The following is a 19,606-nucleotide window of genomic DNA, read 5'->3' on the forward strand; positions in this document are numbered from 1 at the left end:
CACAGGCTGTGTTCGATATCCGGATGGTCCATGGACACCGTTGCGACAGATCACCTCAGGGACGACGTGGACTTCGACAGTGCCGCTATCGCAGCGGCGGTCGAGGCGCTGGCCAAGCAGCATTCCGGGCGCGAGGACATGTTCCGCTCGGCGGTGGCACAATTCCTCAAGGCCGAGCTGGTCAAGGCGCGCGCGGCGGCCCAGGCGCAGCTGTTGAGGGATCGCCACGGCCGACGCTGCGCCGAGCGGCTCTGCTTCATCCAGGACGAGATCATCCGCATCCTCTACGCCGCCGCCACCGGGCATCTCTACCGCTCCGACGTGCCGAGCGGCGCGGAGCGCATGGCGGTGGTCGCAACCGGTGGCTATGGCCGCGGCCTGATGGCGCCGGAGTCCGACATCGATCTGCTGTTCATCCTTCCCTACAAGCAGACCGCCTGGGGCGAGCAGGTCGCCGAAGCCATTCTCTACTGCCTCTGGGACATGGGGCTGAAGGTCGGCCACGCCACCCGTTCGGTCGACGAATCGATCCGGCAGGCGCGCGGCGATATGACCATCCGCACCGCGATCCTGGAGACGCGCTATCTCGCCGGCGACCGTCCGCTCTATGACGAGCTGGTCGCGCGTTTCGACAAGGAGGTCGTGCAGGGCACTGCGGCCGAGTTCGTGACCGCCAAGCTCGCCGAGCGCGAGGAGCGGCATCGGCGCGGCGGCCAGTCGCGCTATCTGGTCGAGCCCAATGTCAAGGATGGCAAGGGCGGGCTGCGCGACCTGCACACGCTGTTCTGGATCGCGAAATACGTCTATCGCGTGCGCGAGACCGACGAGCTGCTCGAGCGCGGGGTGTTCGACGCGCATGAATTTCGCACCTTCCGCCGCTGCTCCGATTTCCTATGGTCGGTGCGCTGCAACCTGCATTTCCTGAGCGGCCGCCCCGAGGAGCGGCTGTCCTTCGACCTGCAGCGCGAGATCGCGGTGCGGCTCGGCTACACCAGCCATCCCGGCATGCAGGATGTCGAGCGCTTCATGAAGCACTACTTCCTGGTCGCCAAGGAGGTCGGTAACCTCACCGCGATCCTGTGCGCCAAGCTGGAGGACCAGCAGGCCAAGCCCGCGCCGGTGTTGAGCCGGATGATCTCGCGGCTGACGACCGGCTCGACCTGGCGCCGGGTGCCCGAGAGCGATGATTTCATCGTCGACAACAACCGTATCAACCTCGCCGCACCCGATGTCTTCAAGCACGATCCGGTCAACCTGATCCGCATCTTCCGGCTGGCGCAGAAGAACAATCTCGCCTTCCATCCGGACGCGATGCGGGCGGTGACGCGCTCGCTCAGCCTGATCAACACGGGCTTGCGCGAAGATCCGGAAGCCAACCGGCTGTTCATGGAGATCCTGACCTCCAACGAGGCCGAGGTGGTGCTGCGGCGGATGAACGAGACCGGCGTGCTCGGCCATTTCATCCGCGCCTTCGGCCGTATCGTCTCGATGATGCAGTTCAACATGTATCATCACTACACGGTCGACGAGCATCTGATCCGCTGCATCGGATTCTTGCAGGAGATCGAGCGTGGCGGCAGCGACGAGTTCGTGCTCGCTTCCGATCTGATGCGCAAGATCAGGCCCGAGCACCGGCCGGTGATCTACATCGCGGTGCTGCTGCATGACGTCGCCAAGGGCCGGCCTGAGGATCATTCGATCGCCGGCGCCAAGGTGGCACGGCGGTTGTGTCCGCGGCTCGGCTTCAGCAATGCCGACACCGAGCTCGTCGCATGGCTGATCGAGGAGCATCTGACGATGTCCACGGTGGCGCAGTCGCGCGACCTCTCCGATCGCCGGACCATCGAGAATTTTGCGGCCGTCGTGCAGTCGGTCGAGCAGATGAAGCTTTTGACCATCCTGACCACCGCCGATATCCGCGGCGTCGGTCCGGGCGTCTGGAACGGCTGGAAGGCGCAGCTGTTGCGCACGCTGTATTACGAGACCGAGCCGGTGCTCACCGGCGGCTTCTCGGAGGTGAACCGCGCCAAGCGGCTGGCCGCGGCGCAGGCCGAGTTCCGCATGGCCATGACCGACTGGCCGGAAGCCGAGCTCGGCGCCTATATCGCTCGTCACTATCCGGCCTATTGGCTCAAGGTCGAGCTGCCGCGCAAGATCCGCCACGCCCGCTTCGTGCGCGCGAGCGAGCACGCGGGCCACAAGCTCGCAATCAATGTCGGGTTCGATCCGGCGCGCGGCGTCACCGAGCTGACGATCTTCGCGATGGACCATCCCTGGCTGTTGTCGATCATCGCGGGCGCCTGCGCCTCCGCCGGTGCCAACATCGTCGATGCGCAGATCTACACCACGACCGACGGCCGCGCGCTCGACACCATCGCGATCTCCCGGGAATATGAGCGCGACGAGGACGAGGCGCGGCGCGCCACGCGGATCGGCGAGACCATCGAGCAGGTGCTGGAAGGCAAGCTCAAGCTGCCGGACGCCGTGGCGCGACGGACCACGCGCGGCAAGCAGCACAAGGCGTTCTCGGTCGAGCCGGAGGTGACCATCAACAATCAATGGTCGGAGCTCTATACCGTGATCGAGGTCTCGGGCCTCGACCGTCCGGGCCTGTTGTATGAGCTGACTACCGCGATCTCCAAGCTCAACCTCAACATCACCTCCGCCCACGTCGCGACCTTCGGCGAGCGCGCCCGCGACGTGTTCTACGTCACCGATCTCCTGGGCGCGCAGATCAGCGCGCCCACGCGGCAGGCCGCGATCAAGAGCACGCTGCTGCATCTGTTGTCGGCCGACGAAGCCGCCGCACAGCCAGCGGCGTAGTCAATGAGGTCCTCAGCTATCTCTACTCGTCATTCCGGGGCTCGCGCGTTCCGCGCGCCCCGGAATGACAGCCGAGAAAGCTGACGCCTAAACCTCCACGCCCTCGTGCCGCAGCAGCCAGCGCTTGCGCATCAAGCCGCCGCCATATTTCACCAACCCGCCGTCGGCGCCGATCAGGCGGTGGCAGGGCAGCACGACGCTGATCGGATTGGCGCCATTGGCGTGACCGACCGCACGCATCGCTTTGGGCGCCTGCAATTGGGCCGCCATCGCGCCATAGCTCATGGTCTGGCCCGCAGGAATTCCCGGCAACGCCGACCACACCTTGCGCTGGAACTCCGTTCCTGCCACGCGCCATGCGACCTCGGCCAGCCGGTCGAGATCGCCGTTGAAATAGGCCGATAGCGCCGCCTTCATTGCCGCGGGCGCCTGTCCGTCCTTCAGGACCACTGCGCCATAGTTGCGCCGAAGCAGATCCAGCATCCGCGGCGCATAATCTTCCCAGTCGAGGGCGCGCAGCACGCCATCGTCGTCGGTGACCAGCAGCGCTGCGCCGATCGGCGTGGACAGCCGGTCCAGGCTGAAAGTGGTGGGCGGCTTTTGCGTCAGGTGGCTGCGTTCGGGCATTGTCGGTTTCACCGGTCCCGGTTGATGCATTCTTAACGCTCTATGTCGGCTCCGAGCCACGGCGTCGACCCGAAATCCGTAATCGCTGGCCGGCCGCCTCGTCTTGCATGGCGCCATGGCTTCCTCCACAATCGCCGGCAGCGATGGCGTCCAAAACAATCAAGACCATCGCGCGAAAACATCCAGGAGGAACACAGCCCATGAGAGATGGCATGATTCGTCTCGCCGGGGTGGCTGCGCTTGCGGCCGCGCTCTCGGTCACATCAGCTTACGCCCAGAAGAAATACGATCCCGGCGCCTCCGATACCGAGATCAAGGTCGGCCAGACCGTGCCGTTCTCCGGCCCCGCCTCGGCCTATGCCTCGATCGGCAAGACCCAGGCCGCCTATTTCAACATGATCAACGAGCAGGGCGGTATCAACGGCCGCAAGATCAAGCTGATCCAGTATGACGACGCCTATTCTCCGCCAAAGGCGGTCGAGCAGGTGCGCAAGCTGGTCGAGGACGACGAGGTGCTGTTGACGTTCCAGATCATCGGCACGCCCTCAAATGCCGCCGTACAGAAATATCTCAATGGCAAGAAGGTGCCGCAGCTGTTTGCCGCCACCGGGGCCACCCGTTTCACCGACCCGAAGAACTTCCCCTGGACGATGGGATATAACCCCAACTACTTCACCGAGGGCCGCATCTACGGCCAGTACATCCTCAAGGAACATCCCAACGCCAAGATTGGCGTGCTCTATCAGAACGACGATCTCGGCAAGGACTATCTGAACGGCATCAAGGCCGGCCTTGGCGACAAGGCGGCGAGCATGATCGTGGCAGAGGCGTCCTACGAGGTCTCCGATCCGACCATCGACTCCCAGATCCTGAAGCTGAAGGCCTCCGGCGCCGACCTGTTTTTCTCGGCCTCGACCCCGAAGCAGGCCGCACAGGCGATCAAGAAGATCGCCGAGCTCGACTGGAAGCCGGTCCACATCGTCGACATCAACGCCACCTCGGTCGGCGCGGTGATGAAGCCCGCGGGGCTGGAGGCCTCCAAGGGGGTCATCTCCGTGAATTACGGCAAGGACCCGCTCGATCCGGCTTGGAAGGATGATGCCGGCATGAAGCGCTATTTCGACTTCATGGCGAAGTATTATCCGGAAGGCGACAAGAACTCCAACTTCAACATCTACGGCTACTCGACCGCGCAGCTCCTGGTGACGGTGCTGCAGATGTGCGGCGACAATCTGACCCGCGAGAACGTGATGAAGCAGGCGGCGTCGTTGAAGCACGTAGTAGGCGATCTGTCGCTGCCGGGCATGGAGCTCAACACCTCGCCGACCGACTATCGTGTCAACAAGCAGCTGCAGATGATGAGGTTCAACGGCGAACGCTGGGAGCTGTTCGGCCCGATCCTGGAGGACCAGGGCGCAGCGGGCTAGCGTTCGGTCATTTCAACATTGACGTCGTCATGCCCGGGCAAAAGCGCGAAGCGCAGTCTTCGCGCCAGATGTCCCGGGCATGTTCACAACGGCAGCTCGCCATATTCGCGGTTGGCCAGGCTGGCTTCCTCCAGATCGAGGTCGCGCTCGATGCGCCGCCGCGTCTCGTCGGTGATCCTGCCATCGCGCAGCATGACGTGGATGAACCGGCGCTCGACCGCGATCAACTCGCGGGTCAGCTCGATGCCGAGCGCGGACGCATCCTGCTGATCGGGATCGAGCGCCTGCGGCAGCTGGTTGAAGCGCACCTCATGGCGGGCGCGCAATAGCCGCACCACCTCCTCGGACAGTTCGCGATCACTGGTCATCGTCTCCAGCGAGCGCAGCGCGGTGTCGAGCGCCTCGCGTCGGGCTTCTATCTCCTGCTCGTGCTCGGCGGCATGTTCGGCGCGCCCCGCGCTCGTCACGCCGAGCCATTTAACCACGCGCGGCAGCGTCAGCCCGAGCCCGACCAGCGTGAAGAAGATCACGCCGAAGGAGACGAACAGGATGAGGTCACGATAAGGAAAGGCATCGCCGGTCGAGAGCGTCAGGGGCAGCGCCAGCGCCGCCGCCAGCGACACGGTGCCGCGCACGCCGGTGAAGCCGAGGATGAACACCCATTGCCAGGGCGGCGACGGATCACGTGCGCGCAGGCTTTTCGAGAGCCAGCGCGGCAGATAGGTGGCCGGGAATATCCAGGCGAAGCGCGCGAGGATGATGATCACGACGACCAGCGCCGTAACCAGCAGAATGTCGTGCAGCGGGAACGCCTTGGACTTCTCATAGAGTAGCCGCATCTGGAAGCCGGTGAGCAGGAACAGCATGCCCTCGATCAGGTAGATGACGAGGTCCCAGAAGAAGATGCCCTGGAGCCGCGTCGCCGACCGGATCAGGAGCGGCCCGTTCCAGCTCATATAGAGGCCGCAAGCCACCGTCGCGATCACGCCGGAGCCACCGACATGTTCGGGAATCCAAAAAGCGAGATAGGGCGTGAGCACTGACAGCGTGATCTCGATCTGCGGGTCGCAGGCATAATAGCGGGCGCGCAGCATCAGCCAGCCGACGCCGATGCCGAAGGCGACCTCGCCCACGACGATGAGTGCGAACTCGCCGGTGGCGACCGGCAGCGAGAACGTGCCGGTGGCGATCGCGGCGACGGCAAAGCGATAGAGGATCAAGGCGGTGGCGTCATTGGCAAGGCCTTCGCCTTCCAGCACCACCAGGATCCGGCGCGGCAGCTGCAGCCGGCGGGCGATCGCAAGCGGCGCCACCACATCGGGCGGCGCGACGATGGCGCCAAGCAGGAAGCCGACGCTCCAGGGCAGGCCGATCAGAAAGTGAGTTGCAGCTGCGACTGCGCAGGCGGTGAAGATGACGCAGCCGACCGCGAGCAGCACGATCGGGCGCAGGCTGAGCTTGAACTCGCGCCAGCTCATGGCGACGCTGGCCGAATAGATCAGCGGCGGCAGCACCACCAGCAGGACCAGCTCCGGCGGCAGGGCGAAGGCGGGTATGGTCGGCACGAAGGCGAGTGCGATGCCGGCCAGCATCAGCAGGATCGCCGGGGCAATCCCGGCGCGACGCGCGAGCAGTGCGGTTCCCGCCAGCACCGTGAGCAGGATCAGAAACAGCTGAAAATCGTCTTCCATGCCGCCCTAACGTTCTGGCGTCGCTCGCCGCAACACTCAGTCCCGCAAATCGTAGCGGTAGGATTTGGACACGATCTGCCAGCCGTCCTTGAGCTTCATCGCCACCAGGTAATCGGTGAAATAGCGTGGCGGCAGCTGGCAGCGGACCTTGATGAAGGCGGTGTTCTGGTCCGAGTGGTCGATCGTGACGATGAAGTCGTCCCGCGCCTTGCCCTCCGATTTTGCTGAGGGCCGCTTGCGTACCCAGGCCTGCCAGTCGGGCACGGTCAGGACCTTCAATTCCCCGTTCTCGATCCAGCGCAGATCGGCCGTGGGATGGAAAATCGCGCCGAGCTTGTCGGCATCGCCCTCATAGAGTGCGTCGAAATAGCCCTGAACCACGGCTTCGACACTGGACCGATCGGCGCTCATAGCTCTCTCCCTTCGCTACGGAACGAACGATAGCGCATTTTCACCGCAAAAATGTGATTGGCAAGCCGCACCAAGGTCACATCCGCGGCGACAAAGAATGCTGGTTTTGGTCGGAGCACGAACGCGCAAGTCTTCTCCTCAAGTCTTCTACACCACGTTTTGTACACTAAGTCTCCGAAACCCAGCCTCCCAAACCACGGGCCTGTCACGATGTCTTGGCCGCAATCGCTTCAGTTTCCACGCCTGCTGCTCGCGGCGACGCTACTCCTGCTATGCCAGCCGGCATTTGCCGGCAAGCGGGTGGCATTGATTATCGGGAACTCGGCCTATCAGAACGTTCCGCCGCTGGCGAACCCAGTCAATGACGGCGCGGTCATGACCCGGACCTTCAAGGATGCCGGTTTCGACGTCGTCGACTTCCGCCGCGATCTGTCGGCGCAGCAGACACGGCGGGCGCTGCGCGACTTCGCCGACGTCGCGCGCGATGCAGATATCGCGGTGGTCTATTACGCCGGGCACGGCATGGAGTCGGAAGGCGCCAACTACCTGATCCCCGTCGATGCGCGGCTGGAGCGTGACACCGACGTCTATGACGAGACGCTGTCGCTCGATCGCATTCTGGTCGCGATCGAGCCGGCCAAGAAGCTGCGGCTGGTCATCCTCGATGCCTGCCGCGACAATCCCTTCGCCAAGGCCATGGAGCGAACCACGGCCACGCGCGGCCTCGGCCTCGGCCTGGCCAAGGTCGAGCCCTCCAGCCCGAATACCTTGATTGCCTATTCCGCAAAGGCGGGATCGACAGCACAGGACGGCAGCGGCAGGAACAGCCCATTCACGATCTCATTGTCGCGGCGTCTCACCACGCCAGGCCTCGACATCCGCAAGGCCTTCGGCTTCGTGCGCGACGATGTGTTGAAGGCGACCGGCAACCGCCAGGAGCCGTTCGTCTACGGCTCGCTCGGCGGCGAGGACGTTCCGCTGGTGCCGGCAGCGCGTGTCGCGGCGCAGCCGCCGGCCACAGCCAATCCGCGGGCGGACGCCCGGCGGGACTATGAGCTGGCGCTGCAGATCGGCAACAAGGGGGCGTTCGAGGCTTTCCTGACGCAATATCCGGATGGCTTCTATGCGAGCCTTGCCCGGCTGCAGCTCGACAAGCTGACGGCGGACGAGAATCGCGCCGCGCTGGCCGAGCAGGCACGGGCGGCGGAAGCCGAGCGCGCCCGTCTTGCCGCCCAAGGCGCGGCCAAGGAGGTGCTGGCTCAGGCCGAAGCAAAGGCGCAGGCCGAGGCCAAGGCGGCGGAGCAGGCGCGGGTCGCGGCCGAGCAGGTCGCGGAGATCGCACGCCAGCAGGCGGCGGAAGCCGAACGCACTCGGCAGGAGGATTTGGCGACTCCGCTGCAGGCGGCGCTGGAGACGGTGGGGACGGAGCCGGCAGACGCTGATTTGGCGCCTACGAAAAAAGGTCCGCCCAGGAAGCCGATCGCCGGTCGCGACCGCAGTGACGACGAACCGTCGGCCCGCAAGCGGCGATCCTCGGAGCGGCGGCTGGGGATGCCAGCGACCGTTGATAGCCGGCCGCTTCCGGATGAGGTCAGGCCGCAGCTTCGGGCGGAGAAGCCGGCCCTCGTGTCAGGCCAGATCTATTGCGATGCTTATCTGTGCCGTCCGGTGCGGCGCGGTTGCCATCTCGACTATCGCGGAGGCGGCGGCCCTGCCCAGAACGCCAGCGTGGAAGTGTGTGATTGATTAGTCCGGACTGGACGGGGCCTCATGGTTCTCCCGGCGATGCGACGCATCGTCCGGGGACGCGCCGCAAGCGGCGCTCCTCACCATGAGGGTCGGAGGTTCGCCGCGAACTCTGCCCTCGTCCTGAGGAACTCGCCGGAGGCGAGCGTCTCGAAGGACGGTCGCGACTAAGATCGCCGGGCGAATTTTTCCGAAAAGGGATAACCCTGCCAGACCTAAGCGGAGTGGCTCCGAGCGGCTGCAAAGGAAGGTCTTAATAGCAGCGGTGCTCAACTTGAGATCGCGCTTGCGGCGATGTTGACCATCAGCGCGACCAGGGCCGTGTTGTAGACGAAGGAGATGATGCCGTGCACGGTCGCCGTGCGGCGGATCACCTTGTCGGTGATGCCGACGTCGGACACCTGGGCGGTCATGCCGATCACGAAGGAGAAGTAGACGAAGTCCCAATAATCGGCATGTTCGTCCTTGGTGTCGCCGCTCGGAAATTGCAGGCCGCCGGGCTTGAGCGTGCGATAATAATCATGGGCGTAGTGCAGGGCGAAGGTGGTGTGCACGATCGCCCAGGACAGGCTCACCGTGATCGTGGCGAAAGCGAGCTCGAAGGCGCCGCGCTTCGAGGCGCCGAGCTCGAACACGATCGCCGCAATGCTGGCGAAGGCACCGAGCGCGGTCACCATCAGGATCACGAAGCGGCCGTCGTCCTGCTTGATGGCGTTGCGGCGGATGTGCTGGTGCTGGCACCGCAGCATCATGATGATGACCAGCGACAGATACAGCGTCGCGAACACGTCCCAGCAGAGCAGAAGGCGCGTGACCGGTCGCCACGCCGCCGGCAGCACGAAGAACGACAGGATCGCGATGCCGAGCGCGATGAAGGTGCGCGGCCGCGCATAGACCACGCGCAACGCCATCGGCAGCCGGGCGAAACGGGCGAGCGCGGCGTCTTCGGTGTGCTCCGGCCGGACGGGCACGCTCTAGTTCTTGCGCTCGGCCACGAAGCGGGCGGTGGCGCGCAGTACATCTGCCTTGGAGCCGAACATCGAGAGCGCCGCATCGCCGCGCGCAAGCAGGTCCCGAACGCGCTGCTTGGCACCCTCGATTCCGAGTTGGGTGACGAAGGTGGTCTTGCCGAGCTCGGCGTCGGCGCCGGCCGGCTTGCCGAGCGTCGCCGCGTCGCTCTCGACGTCCAGCAGGTCGTCCGCGATCTGGAAGGCCTCGCCGAGCGCGCGGCCGAAATCGTCGAGCGCTTGGTATTCCTTCGCCGAGGCTTGGCCGAGAATGGCGCCGGCGATGCAGCCGAAGCGCAGCAGCGCGCCGGTCTTCATCTGCTGCACGCGGGCGACATCGACCGGCTCGCGGTCGCCGAAGCGGCCTTCGCCGGCGAGGTCGAGGATCTGACCGCCGGCCATGCCGCCGATGCCGGCGCAGCGAGCGAGCGCCCGGGTCAGCGCCAGACGAACGCCGGCGTCGGGATGGATCTCGTCGCGGGTGATGATGTCGAACGCAATGGTCAGGAGCGCGTCGCCGGCGAGAATGGCGGTCGCGTCGTCATAGACCTTGTGCAGGGTGGGGCGGCCGCGGCGGAGGTCGGAATTGTCCATCGCCGGCAGGTCGTCATGGATCAGGGAGTAGCAATGGATGCATTCCAGCGCCGCGCCCGCCAGCAGCGCGCCCTTGGGTGGCACGCCGAAAATCGCGGCGCTCTCGACCACCAGGAATGGACGGAGCCGCTTGCCGCCGTTCAGGCTGGAATAGCGCATCGACTCGATCAGCCGCTTCGGCCGCGCGATCTCGTCCGGCATCGCCTTGTCCGACAGCAGGTCGCCCAGCAGGGCCTCGGTGTCCTCGGCGGTCTTGTCCAGGCGTTGGGTGAAGTCGGTCACGGCCGTCGCGGTCATCAAGAAGGGCTCCAAAGGGGATTCATTCGCGGCAAAAAATTCGCCGGACAATCGTTGATGACGCAGGCTACGTCAATTGCGCGGCGCTTGGCCGCGTCGGCGCGAAAAAGGCAGGAAATTTCATGGAGATATCGGATAATCGCGCAGGACCATCGTTGATCATGCCTTAACCATTTCCGCGAAGCCCTCAATTTGCGCCCGCTCCGAACCCTCTTTGTGATCATCCTGCTGGTGCTGCTCGTGCCCTACGGGCTCACGCCGTTCTATGCGGTGGGGCACCCGGTTTCGGCCCTGATGCTGTGGCGCTCGGTGACCGGCAGGCCGGTCGAGCGGCGCTGGATCGATCTTTCGGCGATGTCGCCCTATTTGCCGCGCGCGGTGGTCGCGGCGGAAGATGCCAAGTTCTGCAGCCACCATGGGGTCGACTGGGGCGCGCTGCGCGAGGTGATGGACGATGCGGAGGAGGGCGAGGTTTCGCGCGGCGGCTCGACCATCACCCAGCAGCTCGCCAAGAATCTGTTCCTGTGGCCGGGCCGCAGCTTCGTCCGCAAGGCGCTGGAACTGCCGCTCGCTCTCTGGATCGATGCGGTGCTGCCAAAACGGCGGATCCTGGAACTGTACCTGAATGTCGCCGAGCTCGGCCCGTCAGGCCAGTTCGGGGCCGAAGCCGGGGCAAACTATGCTTTTGGACGGTCCGCCGCCATCCTCGGCGCCCGTGAGGCGGCCCTGCTCGCGTCGATCCTGCCCAATCCCGTCAAACGCAGCGCGCGGAATCCGGGACCCGGCGTCCGCCGGCTGGCCATAACCTATGTGGCGCGAGCTCAGTCCCCTGCGCTTCAGACCTGTTGGGGCGAGGGCCGGTAGTCGCGATACGCGAATTTTGGCCGAAATTGCCGCAAACGGCGCTAGCATTAAGGGACCTCATCCTCTATAAGCGCGGCCTTGATCGGCATCCGGGCCCGCCGGCGATTGCTTGCGGCCGTCGCTGAGCGACGATGTCCTGCTGATGCCATAAAAGATTACCCCTAGAGGATACGGATATGGCCGTCCCCAGAAGAAAAACGTCGCCCTCGCGACGTGGCATGCGTCGCTCGGCTGATGCGATCAAGAAGCCGACCTATGTCGAGGACAAGGATTCCGGCGAGCTGCGTCGTCCGCACCACCTGGACCTCAAGACCGGCATGTATAAGGGCCGCCAGGTCCTGAAGAAAAAGGACGCCTGATCGGCCGTCAGCGTGCGGCAGGCGGATGCCTGTCGCGGCGCGGCCATCGATGGGGTTGAGAGCGGTCCCGTGCGAGCCCATTCGCCGGGACCGTCGCGCATGATGAACGCGCCGCACTCCTTTGTTCTCGTCCTCGTGTTTCTCGTCCTCGGCTCTTAGAAGGTGCGCAGTGGTGCAATCCTTGCGCGGTTGAAGGCGTCACCGATGTCCATGGTCGGCTTTCCGCTGCTGCTGATCCCGCTGGCGATCTACAACATGATCGCCTTCTTGATGCCGGCGGTCGGCTTCAACGAGACGCTCGTGCAGGTGCGGCTGGTCTCGGGCGAGATGTGGACGGTGTCGCTCGGCGACATCCTGCTTGCGCTCGGCGTGCTGCTGCTGTGGCTCGAGGTCATCAAGGCCGCCCGACCGAACGGCAAATATCTGACCGACCATCTGCTGTCGTTCCTGGTCGCGGCCGGCGCCGTGGCCGAATTCGTGATGTGGCCCAAATTCGCCAACTCAACCTTCTTCCTGCTGGCCCTGCTCGCCACGGTGGATTTTTTCGCAGGCATCGGCCTGCGCAACAAGCGTCGCCGCGGGATGGTCGCCGTTGCTGCGTCGGCAACGTCAGCACCGCGGATCGAACCTGCGCCGCGGGTTGAACCTGCGCCGGAGCCCGAGCCGCCCGCCGCGGAGCCCGAGTTGCCGGCAGCGGAGCATGCCGATCCTGACGTCGCGCCCGCCGAGCATGTGCCGGCTGCTTCCAGCGAGCCCGCACCGGCGCCAGCGACCCCCACACCTGCGACCCCTGTCACACCCGCGACCCCTGCCGTACCAGCGGCGGCAGCCGTCGCCGAGTCCGTGCTGCTGGATCCTCCGGACCCGCGCGTTGCCGTGTCCGCGGCAACCGAGCCGCCGCCGAAAGCGGGCGACCACGCCCTGCCGACTGAGTCTGCCGAGCCCGCCTCGCCGCACGAGCCGGAGCCGCATGAGCCGGAGCGGACTCCTGACGCGCCGAAGCCGTAAGTGCGCCGCGACGCACTCGCGTCAGACGACTAGCCTTTCTGAGATGACTTTCCCCTAGATCACCTGTCGGGTTCGCCCGACTCGATGGTCCGTCTGCAGATGAGCCGCATAGGCCGAGAGTGCGTCGGCCGGCGCTGCGCGGCGGAGATTGCGCGTTTGCGGCAGTTGCTCGGCCGTGGCGATCAGGTGAGCCAGAAAGGTGGGATCGGGGCGCACCGAGCGGTGCGTCGCGGATGCGCGACCGGCTGCGTGGACGAGCGGGACCAGCGCGACGCTCTCCGTCGAGGCGGCGTCCGGCGCGGACGTTTCATTCCGGTCAATTGTTAACATCGTCCAACCAAATCCGGCTCTGCTTGTCTTATTTTGGAACGCCGGATCCTTTCCTCCCCAGGACATCGCAAGAGAAATGCCGTTTGCGCGGCGGCCGTTCCCCGATGTTCCGTGTTGGTTTACGCCTGGAGCGCATCCCCTTGCAAATGGCCTGTCGCAACAAAATGCTCTCATTAACCAGAAGTGCGTAGGCTGATTCGCGACGCCGGTGCCGCTACAGGCGGCCGCGTGCCGGTCATCTGCAACTGTTGCGGCCGCGATCGAAACCGGCCGTGTCCCGAAACGAGGCGATCTTGACAGCCGAATTGCCGCAGACCTCGATGATTCTGGCGTCCCTCGGCCAGGCCGCCTTCGTCTGGGATATTGCCACCGACACGATCGTCTGGAGCGACCATGTCGGCGCGGTGTTTCCCGACATCCCGCTGTCGCAGCTCTCGCGTGGCGCCGACTTTGCCAAGCTGATCGAGCCGCAGCAGGCGATTCGCTCCGAGGTGCTGTTGCAATCACCGCCGCTGCACGGCGCAGTCGGCGCACCTTACCGCATCGAATATGGGGTGCGGGCCCACACCGGCGCGCCGCTGCTCTGGGTCGAGGAGACCGGCTGCTGGTTCGCCGACGCCGATGGTCGGCCGGCCCGCGCGCAAGGTCTCGTCTGTATCAACAACGAGCGCCACGCCCGCGACGAGCAACTGCTCAGATCATCCCAGCATGATCCGCTGACCGGGGAGCTCAACCGCAGCCATCTGATCGGTGCCCTCGCTGCGGCGATCGAGGAGGCCCAGCGTTTCCGCTTCTCCTGTGCCTTCATGCTGGTCGGCATCGATCATCTGGCGCGCATCAATGATGCCTTCGGCTTCGACGTCGCCGACGGCGTGATCCTGGAGGTCGCACAGCGGATTCGCGCGCGGCTGCGCGGCGGCGACGTCCTTGGGCGCTTCTCCGGCAACAAGTTCGGGCTGATCCTGAAGAACTGCACGACCGACGATATGACGGTCGCGGCCGAGCGCTTCCTGGCCGCGGTGCGCGACGACGTGGTGCCGACCAGATCCGGGCCGGTCGCCGTCACCGTGACCATCGGCTCCGTCAGCGTGCCACGTCACGCGCGCACGACCGAGGAGGCCATCAACCGCGCCCATGAGACCCTGGATGGCGCCAAGCGACGCCGGGTCGGCTCGTTTGCGGTTTGGCGGCCCAATGTCGAGCGCGACGCGCAGCGCAAGGTCAATATCCGCGTCACCGACGAGATCGTCACCGCGCTCAACGAGCGGCGGATCGTGACCGCCTTCGAGCCGGTGGTCGAGGCCAGCTCGCGCGCGCCGGCCTTCTACGAATGTCTGGTGCGGATGCAGCAGCACGACGGACGGGTGCTGCTGGCGCCCGACATCGTGCCGGTGGCCGAGCGGCTCGGGCTGATTCGTCTGGTCGATCATCGCGTGCTGGAGCTCGTCGTCGCCGAGCTCGCAGCCGCACCCGGGGTGCGGCTCAGCCTCAATATCTCGCCGGAAACCACGATGGATCCGGACTGGTGGGCGTCGATCGAATTCCTGATGCGGGCGCATCAAGGCGTCGCCGAGCGGCTGATCGTCGAGATCACCGAGACCTTGGAAATCCAGGATCTCGACGATCTCCGCGGCTTCGTCTCGCGGCTCAAGGATCTCGGCAGCCGGATCGCGATCGACGATTTCGGCGCCGGCTACACCTCGTTCCGCAACCTGCGCAAGCTCGGCGTCGACATCGTCAAGATCGACGGCGCTTTCGTGCAGAACCTGGCGCGCTCCGCAGATGATCGCGCCTTCGTGCAGACGCTGATCGATCTGGCGCGGCGGCTGCAGATCAAGACGGTCGCGGAATGGGTGCAGGACGAGGAATCGGCCGCGCTCTTGCGCGAATGGGGCTGCGACTACATCCAGGGTCGGGTGATCGGACTCGCGGCGACCGCACGTCCCTGGCGAACGGCGGCCGAACAAGCCTTGCCCGTGGCGGGATAGAAAGCCGAAGCCGATGTCGCGGCGATGGTGTGGCCGCCGCAAACTCCCATTCACCCCGGACGAGCGAGCTCGCGGCAATGCTAAACATCGCCCGCACCGAGCGCGATCCGGCATCCATAGCAGGATAGGCTGGTTGCGGGCGGTACCGGCCGCGTGCCTGTTTCAGGGATCGCACGGTGTGGGTCCCGGGCCGGCGCGCTTCGCGCTTGCCCGGGACGACAGGGGAGCAAGACGACAGGGAAACGAGGGGCCTACCCCTCCTGCTTCGGCTCCTTCGACATGCGGTCGAGCCGCTCCTGCATCTCCTTCATCTGACGGCGCAGGTCGTCGATATTGTCGTCGGTGGGCGTGGGCTCTGCAGCCTTATCCTCGGTGCGTGCAGGCACGAACGGCTTGAACATCGAGAAGGTCTGCTGAAACAGCTCCATGTTGCGGCGGACCTGCTCCTCAAGCGGCGCGAACGGCGTACCGCTCAAGGTCTCGGCGATCTGCTTGCGGAACTTCTCCTGTTCCTTGGTCAGCGTATCGATCGACTGCTCGAGATATTTCGGCACCACCATCTGCATGCTGTCGCCGTAGAACCGGATCAGCTGGCGCAGGAAGGTGGTGGGCAACAGGTTCTGGCCGGCCTTGTTCTCCTGCTCGAAGATGATCTGGGCGAGCACCGAGCGGGTGATGTCGTCGCCGGTCTTGGCGTCGTAAACCAGGAAATCCTCGCCCTCCTTAACCATCGCGGCGAGGTCTTCCAGGGTCACATAGGTACTCGTCCCGGTATTATAGAGCCGCCGGTTCGCATATTTCTTGATTGTGGTGGGTTGGTCGGATTTCGCCATGGAAGCTCACACATTCATACCGAGGGCGGGAAAACCCCGCGGGGGCACCGCAGGGGACGAGCTACGCAATTGCGATAGGGTAATCACTTTCGGGCGAGTTCGGCTACGGTTTTGTGCGAGACGGTTAATTCCAAAGCAGAAATTGTGCTTATGAAACGGACAGCCGCGCCAATTTGAATGCGCCGCAGCAGGAAACGGAGCTCTCGCTCATTGACATGCCTCAACGAGGTTAACAGGATGCGATCTAGAGATTGCGCATCCGCCAATCCGGGGCTTGCCGTCGTCCCCACCGGCACGCTGCAGCGCCCCACGGTTCGAATTTCTTTTAAGTTTCAAAGACTCCCGTCCCCCAAAGCAAAACTCAGGAGATGCCCATGTCAGACGATGTCGTCATCGTCAGCGCCGCCCGCACCCCGGTGGGAAGCTTCAACGGCGCGTTCGCCAATCTGCCGGCCCATGAGCTCGGCGCGATCGCGATCAAGGCCGCGCTGGAGCGCGCCGGCGTCGAGCCCGGCCGCGTCTCCGAAGTCATCATGGGTCAGATCCTGACTGCCGCCCAAGGCCAGAACCCCGCCCGCCAGGCCTCGATCGGCGCCGGCATTCCGGTGGAGAGCCCGGCCTGGGGCGTCAACCAGCTATGCGGCTCCGGCCTGCGCACGGTGGCGCTGGGCTACCAGGCGCTGATCAACGGTGATTCGGAGATCGTGGTTGCCGGCGGCCAGGAGTCGATGAGCATGGCAACCCACGCGCAGCATCTGCGCGGCGGCGTCAAGATGGGCTCGCTCGAGCTCGTCGACACCATGATCAAGGACGGCCTGTGGGATGCCTTCAATGGCTATCACATGGGCAACACCGCCGAGAACGTCGCAAAGCAATATCAGATCACCCGCGCGCAGCAGGACGAGTTTGCAGTCGCCTCGCAGAACAAGGCCGAGGCCGCGCAGAAGGCCGGCCGGTTCAAGGACGAGATCGTGCCGGTGACAATCAAGAGCCGCAAGGGCGATGTCGTGGTCGATGCCGATGAATATCCGCGCCACGGCGCCACGCTGGATGCGATGGGCAAGCTGCGCCCCGCCTTCGAGAAGGACGGCACCGTCACGGCCGGCAACGCCTCCGGCATCAATGACGGCGCCGCCGCCGTGGTGTTGATGACCGCCAAGCAGGCCGCGAAGGAAGGCAGGACGCCGATCGCTCGCATCGTCTCCTGGGGCCAGGCCGGCGTCGATCCGAAGATCATGGGCACGGGCCCGATCCCGGCGTCGCGCACCGCGCTGAAGAAGGCGGGCTGGAATATTGCCGACCTCGACCTGATCGAAGCCAACGAGGCCTTTGCGGCACAGGCTTGCGCGGTCAACAAGGATCTCGGCTGGGATCCGGCCAAGGTCAATGTGAACGGCGGTGCGATCGCGATCGGACATCCGATCGGCGCTTCCGGTGCGCGCGTGCTGGTGACGTTGCTGCATGAAATGCAGAAGCGCGACGCGAAGAAAGGCCTTGCGACATTGTGCATCGGCGGCGGTATGGGCATCGCGATGTGCATTGCACGCGACTAAAAACGCGGCAGCGATTGCGAATGCTATAATCTTCGCACCTGCACGCAGCTGAACTAAAGAAAAACGCCCGGCGACATCGCCGGGCGTTTTGTTCTTGATGTCCGTCAAACAGGTCGCATAATCCGTGATTAGATAACGGTGCTGCGCGAGATGGTTGTGAGGTCCTGCCGATCGATCATGTGCGACAAGCGGCCGACGGCGATACATCTTAAGATTGTGACGCTTGAGCGAGCCAAAGGAACGAGCCGAGTAAACGACCAAGGGAAGGATGCGACATGGCACGGGTTGCGTTGGTAACGGGTGGAACGCGGGGCATCGGAGCGTCAATTGCAAAAGCGCTGAAGGCCGCCGGATACAAAGTCGCCGCCAATTATGGTGGCAACGATGCGGCCGCCGAAAAATTCAAGGGCGAGACCGAGATTCCCGTCTACAAATGGGACGTCAGCTCGTTCGAGGCCTGCACCGACGGCATCAAGAAGGTCGAGGCCGATCTCGGGCCGATCGAGATCTTGGTCAACAATGCCGGCATCACCCGCGACACCGCGTTTCACAAGATGTCGCTCGAGCAATGGAGCGCCGTGATCAACACCAATCTCGGCTCGCTGTTCAACATGACGCGGCCCGTGATCGAGGGCATGCGCGCGCGCAAGTTCGGCCGCATCATCAACATCTCCTCGATCAACGGCCAGAAGGGCCAGTTCGGCCAGGTGAACTATTCGGCGGCGAAGGCCGGCGATATCGGCTTCACCAAGGCGCTCGCGCTGGAGACGGCGAAAGCCGGCATCACCGTGAACGCGATCTGCCCCGGCTATATCAACACCGAGATGGTGCAAGCGGTGCCGAAGGACGTGCTGGAGAAGTCGATCCTGCCGCTGATCCCGGTCGGCCGGCTCGGCGAGCCCGAGGAGATCGCGCGTGCCGTCGTGTTCCTGGCCGCCGATGACGCCGGTGCCATCACCGGCTCGACGCTGACCATCAATGGCGGTCAGTACATGGTGTGAATCGTGATCGTCATTGCGAGAAGCAGTAGCGACGAAGCCATGCAACTTCGCTATTGAAGCGGCATGGATTGCTTCGCTTCTCTCGCAATGACGGCCTCATGTCCCCCCGTACTGCGACCCTGATCGGCCTTACCGCGATTCTGATGTGGTCGCTGCTTGCGGTGATGACGGTGGCGACCGGGGTCATTCCTGCGTTCCAGCTCGCCGCCATGACCTTTGCCATCGGCGGCGTGGTCGGCACCCTGACCTGGATCGGTCGGCCGGGGGCGATGAAAGCCTTGCGCCAGCCGGCGGTCGCCTGGATCGTCGGCGTCGGTGGCCTGTTCGGTTATCACGCGCTGTATTTCCTGGCGCTGCGCTTTGCACCGCCGGCCGAAGCCGGTCTTCTGAATTATCTCTGGCCGCTGCTGATCGTGCTGTTCTCGGCGTTCCTACCAGGCGAGCGGCTGGCGCCGCATCACATCATCGGCGCTGCGCTCGGTCTTGCCGGCACCGTGCTCCTGTTCGTCGGCAATGGCGCGAGCTTTGCGGCCGGCCAGGTGCCGGGGCTGCTCGCCGCCTTCATCGCGGCCTTCGTGTGGGCGACCTATTCGGTGCTGTCGCGCCGGCTCAAGGGGGTGCCGACCGACGCGGTGGCCGGTTTCTGCCTGGCGACTGCGGCGCTTGCCGCGATCATGCATCTTGCGGTCGAAGCCACCGTTTGGCCGGAGACGTTGACGCAATGGCTGGCCGTCATCGGACTCGGAGTCGGGCCAGTGGGAGCCGCGTTCTACGCCTGGGACATCGGCATGAAGCGCGGCGATATCCGCGTGCTCGGTGCGGCGTCCTACGCCACGCCTTTGCTGTCGACGGCGTTCCTGATCCTGGCGGGCTTTGCCCGGCCGAGCGCGAATATCGCGCTTGCCGCACTCCTGATCGCCGGCGGCGGGCTGGTCGCCGCAAAGGACATGTTGCGCATCCGCCGGCAAGTCCGCTGAGCAGCCTGCGGGCCGTATGGCCCGCGCGGCGTGGCACTCCTGCCAACATCGTTGACGGCGACTTAACCGG

At 64.8% G+C, this 19,606-nt stretch carries 17 protein-coding genes; 10 read left to right on the top strand and 7 right to left on the bottom strand.

What is annotated here, in order from left to right; all coding sequences use genetic code 11:
- Positions 1–30: 30 nt before the first annotated feature.
- Positions 31–2,823 carry a [protein-PII] uridylyltransferase gene (locus ACQR1W_RS11960; protein ID WP_434850942.1) on the top strand — a complete coding sequence of 931 codons (2,793 nt, stop codon included), beginning with the start codon at positions 31–33 and terminating at the stop codon, positions 2,821–2,823.
- 87 nt (positions 2,824–2,910) lie between these two features.
- Here the strand turns inward: ACQR1W_RS11960 and ACQR1W_RS11965 are convergent, their stop codons facing one another.
- Positions 2,911–3,450: a methylated-DNA--[protein]-cysteine S-methyltransferase gene (locus ACQR1W_RS11965; protein WP_434850943.1), complete on the bottom strand. Its 540-nt coding sequence runs from the start codon at positions 3,448–3,450 to the stop codon at positions 2,911–2,913.
- A 200-nt stretch (positions 3,451–3,650) separates the two neighbouring features.
- Here ACQR1W_RS11965 and ACQR1W_RS11970 point away from each other — a divergent pair, with 200 nt between their 5' ends.
- Positions 3,651–4,877 carry an ABC transporter substrate-binding protein gene (locus ACQR1W_RS11970; RefSeq protein ID WP_434850944.1) on the top strand — a complete coding sequence of 409 codons (1,227 nt, stop codon included), beginning with the start codon at positions 3,651–3,653 and terminating at the stop codon, positions 4,875–4,877.
- Between the two features lie 83 nt (positions 4,878–4,960).
- Here the strand turns inward: ACQR1W_RS11970 and ACQR1W_RS11975 are convergent, their stop codons facing one another.
- Positions 4,961–6,568 (bottom strand): Na+/H+ antiporter, encoded by a 1,608-nt coding sequence (locus ACQR1W_RS11975; RefSeq protein WP_434850945.1) that lies wholly within the window; start codon positions 6,566–6,568, stop codon positions 4,961–4,963.
- Positions 6,569–6,604: 36 nt separating this feature from the next.
- Positions 6,605–6,979, bottom strand: coding sequence for a nuclear transport factor 2 family protein (locus ACQR1W_RS11980; protein WP_434850946.1), 375 nt, complete (start codon positions 6,977–6,979; stop codon positions 6,605–6,607).
- A 210-nt stretch (positions 6,980–7,189) separates the two neighbouring features.
- Here ACQR1W_RS11980 and ACQR1W_RS11985 point away from each other — a divergent pair, with 210 nt between their 5' ends.
- Positions 7,190–8,725, top strand: a complete 1,536-nt coding sequence (locus ACQR1W_RS11985) for a caspase family protein (RefSeq protein WP_434850947.1) — start codon at positions 7,190–7,192, stop codon at positions 8,723–8,725.
- A 269-nt stretch (positions 8,726–8,994) separates the two neighbouring features.
- Here the strand turns inward: ACQR1W_RS11985 and ACQR1W_RS11990 are convergent, their stop codons facing one another.
- Positions 8,995–9,636: a DUF1345 domain-containing protein gene (locus tag ACQR1W_RS11990; RefSeq protein WP_434851155.1), complete on the bottom strand. Its 642-nt coding sequence runs from the start codon at positions 9,634–9,636 to the stop codon at positions 8,995–8,997.
- 63 nt (positions 9,637–9,699) lie between these two features.
- On the bottom strand, positions 9,700–10,623 hold the full coding sequence (locus ACQR1W_RS11995) for a polyprenyl synthetase family protein (RefSeq protein WP_434850948.1): 924 nt from the start codon (positions 10,621–10,623) through the stop codon (positions 9,700–9,702).
- A 216-nt stretch (positions 10,624–10,839) separates the two neighbouring features.
- On the opposite strand from ACQR1W_RS11995, the gene ACQR1W_RS12000 reads away from it, so the two are divergent.
- The 3 genes from ACQR1W_RS12000 (at position 10,840) to ACQR1W_RS12010 (ending at position 12,854) form a co-directional block, all read left to right on the top strand.
- Entirely contained in the window at positions 10,840–11,487 is a 648-nt protein-coding gene (locus ACQR1W_RS12000) for a transglycosylase domain-containing protein (protein ID WP_434850949.1), read from the top strand.
- A gap of 176 nt (positions 11,488–11,663) precedes the next feature.
- Positions 11,664–11,846, top strand: a complete 183-nt coding sequence (gene rpmF, locus ACQR1W_RS12005) for a 50S ribosomal protein L32 (RefSeq protein WP_006610266.1) — start codon at positions 11,664–11,666, stop codon at positions 11,844–11,846.
- 204 nt (positions 11,847–12,050) lie between these two features.
- The gene (locus ACQR1W_RS12010; RefSeq protein ID WP_434850950.1) at positions 12,051–12,854 is read left to right on the top strand and encodes a hypothetical protein; all 804 of its coding nucleotides are present in this window, start codon (positions 12,051–12,053) and stop codon (positions 12,852–12,854) included.
- A 54-nt stretch (positions 12,855–12,908) separates the two neighbouring features.
- Here ACQR1W_RS12010 and ACQR1W_RS12015 read toward each other — a convergent pair whose 3' ends face one another.
- Positions 12,909–13,184 (bottom strand): hypothetical protein, encoded by a 276-nt coding sequence (locus tag ACQR1W_RS12015; protein ID WP_434850951.1) that lies wholly within the window; start codon positions 13,182–13,184, stop codon positions 12,909–12,911.
- Positions 13,185–13,504: 320 nt separating this feature from the next.
- Here ACQR1W_RS12015 and ACQR1W_RS12020 point away from each other — a divergent pair, with 320 nt between their 5' ends.
- A complete protein-coding gene (locus ACQR1W_RS12020) occupies positions 13,505–15,172 on the top strand; it encodes an EAL domain-containing protein (RefSeq protein WP_434851156.1) in 1,668 nt (555 codons plus the stop codon).
- Between the two features lie 251 nt (positions 15,173–15,423).
- On the opposite strand, the gene phaR is transcribed toward ACQR1W_RS12020, so the two are convergent.
- Positions 15,424–16,005: a polyhydroxyalkanoate synthesis repressor PhaR gene (phaR, locus tag ACQR1W_RS12025; RefSeq protein WP_434850952.1), complete on the bottom strand. Its 582-nt coding sequence runs from the start codon at positions 16,003–16,005 to the stop codon at positions 15,424–15,426.
- A gap of 374 nt (positions 16,006–16,379) precedes the next feature.
- On the opposite strand from phaR, the gene ACQR1W_RS12030 reads away from it, so the two are divergent.
- The 3 genes from ACQR1W_RS12030 (at position 16,380) to yddG (ending at position 19,536) form a co-directional block, all read left to right on the top strand.
- Positions 16,380–17,558 carry an acetyl-CoA C-acetyltransferase gene (locus ACQR1W_RS12030; protein ID WP_434850953.1) on the top strand — a complete coding sequence of 393 codons (1,179 nt, stop codon included), beginning with the start codon at positions 16,380–16,382 and terminating at the stop codon, positions 17,556–17,558.
- A gap of 275 nt (positions 17,559–17,833) precedes the next feature.
- The gene (gene phbB, locus ACQR1W_RS12035; protein WP_008968833.1) at positions 17,834–18,559 is read left to right on the top strand and encodes an acetoacetyl-CoA reductase; all 726 of its coding nucleotides are present in this window, start codon (positions 17,834–17,836) and stop codon (positions 18,557–18,559) included.
- A 98-nt stretch (positions 18,560–18,657) separates the two neighbouring features.
- Positions 18,658–19,536, top strand: coding sequence for an aromatic amino acid exporter YddG (yddG, locus tag ACQR1W_RS12040; RefSeq protein ID WP_434850954.1), 879 nt, complete (start codon positions 18,658–18,660; stop codon positions 19,534–19,536).
- Positions 19,537–19,606 lie beyond the last annotated feature (70 nt).

Source organism: Bradyrhizobium sp. HKCCYLS1011 (assembly GCF_051167795.1).
Lineage (GTDB): Bacteria > Pseudomonadota > Alphaproteobacteria > Rhizobiales > Xanthobacteraceae > Bradyrhizobium.

What these genes read in the sequence shown, in the direction of transcription:
- ACQR1W_RS11960 (WP_434850942.1), top strand. Translation starts at nt 31, where the DNA reads ATGGACACCGTTGCGACAGATCACCTCAGGGACGACGTGGACTTCGAC.
- ACQR1W_RS11965 (WP_434850943.1), bottom strand. Translation starts at nt 3,450, where the DNA reads ATGCCCGAACGCAGCCACCTGACGCAAAAGCCGCCCACCACTTTCAGC.
- ACQR1W_RS11970 (WP_434850944.1), top strand. Translation starts at nt 3,651, where the DNA reads ATGAGAGATGGCATGATTCGTCTCGCCGGGGTGGCTGCGCTTGCGGCC.
- ACQR1W_RS11975 (WP_434850945.1), bottom strand. Translation starts at nt 6,568, where the DNA reads ATGGAAGACGATTTTCAGCTGTTTCTGATCCTGCTCACGGTGCTGGCG.
- ACQR1W_RS11980 (WP_434850946.1), bottom strand. Translation starts at nt 6,979, where the DNA reads ATGAGCGCCGATCGGTCCAGTGTCGAAGCCGTGGTTCAGGGCTATTTC.
- ACQR1W_RS11985 (WP_434850947.1), top strand. Translation starts at nt 7,190, where the DNA reads ATGTCTTGGCCGCAATCGCTTCAGTTTCCACGCCTGCTGCTCGCGGCG.
- ACQR1W_RS11990 (WP_434851155.1), bottom strand. Translation starts at nt 9,636, where the DNA reads ATGGCGTTGCGCGTGGTCTATGCGCGGCCGCGCACCTTCATCGCGCTC.
- ACQR1W_RS11995 (WP_434850948.1), bottom strand. Translation starts at nt 10,623, where the DNA reads ATGACCGCGACGGCCGTGACCGACTTCACCCAACGCCTGGACAAGACC.
- rpmF (WP_006610266.1), top strand. Translation starts at nt 11,664, where the DNA reads ATGGCCGTCCCCAGAAGAAAAACGTCGCCCTCGCGACGTGGCATGCGT.
- ACQR1W_RS12010 (WP_434850950.1), top strand. Translation starts at nt 12,051, where the DNA reads ATGTCCATGGTCGGCTTTCCGCTGCTGCTGATCCCGCTGGCGATCTAC.
- ACQR1W_RS12015 (WP_434850951.1), bottom strand. Translation starts at nt 13,184, where the DNA reads ATGTTAACAATTGACCGGAATGAAACGTCCGCGCCGGACGCCGCCTCG.
- ACQR1W_RS12020 (WP_434851156.1), top strand. Translation starts at nt 13,505, where the DNA reads ATGATTCTGGCGTCCCTCGGCCAGGCCGCCTTCGTCTGGGATATTGCC.
- phaR (WP_434850952.1), bottom strand. Translation starts at nt 16,005, where the DNA reads ATGGCGAAATCCGACCAACCCACCACAATCAAGAAATATGCGAACCGG.
- ACQR1W_RS12030 (WP_434850953.1), top strand. Translation starts at nt 16,380, where the DNA reads ATGTCAGACGATGTCGTCATCGTCAGCGCCGCCCGCACCCCGGTGGGA.
- phbB (WP_008968833.1), top strand. Translation starts at nt 17,834, where the DNA reads ATGGCACGGGTTGCGTTGGTAACGGGTGGAACGCGGGGCATCGGAGCG.
- yddG (WP_434850954.1), top strand. Translation starts at nt 18,658, where the DNA reads ATGTCCCCCCGTACTGCGACCCTGATCGGCCTTACCGCGATTCTGATG.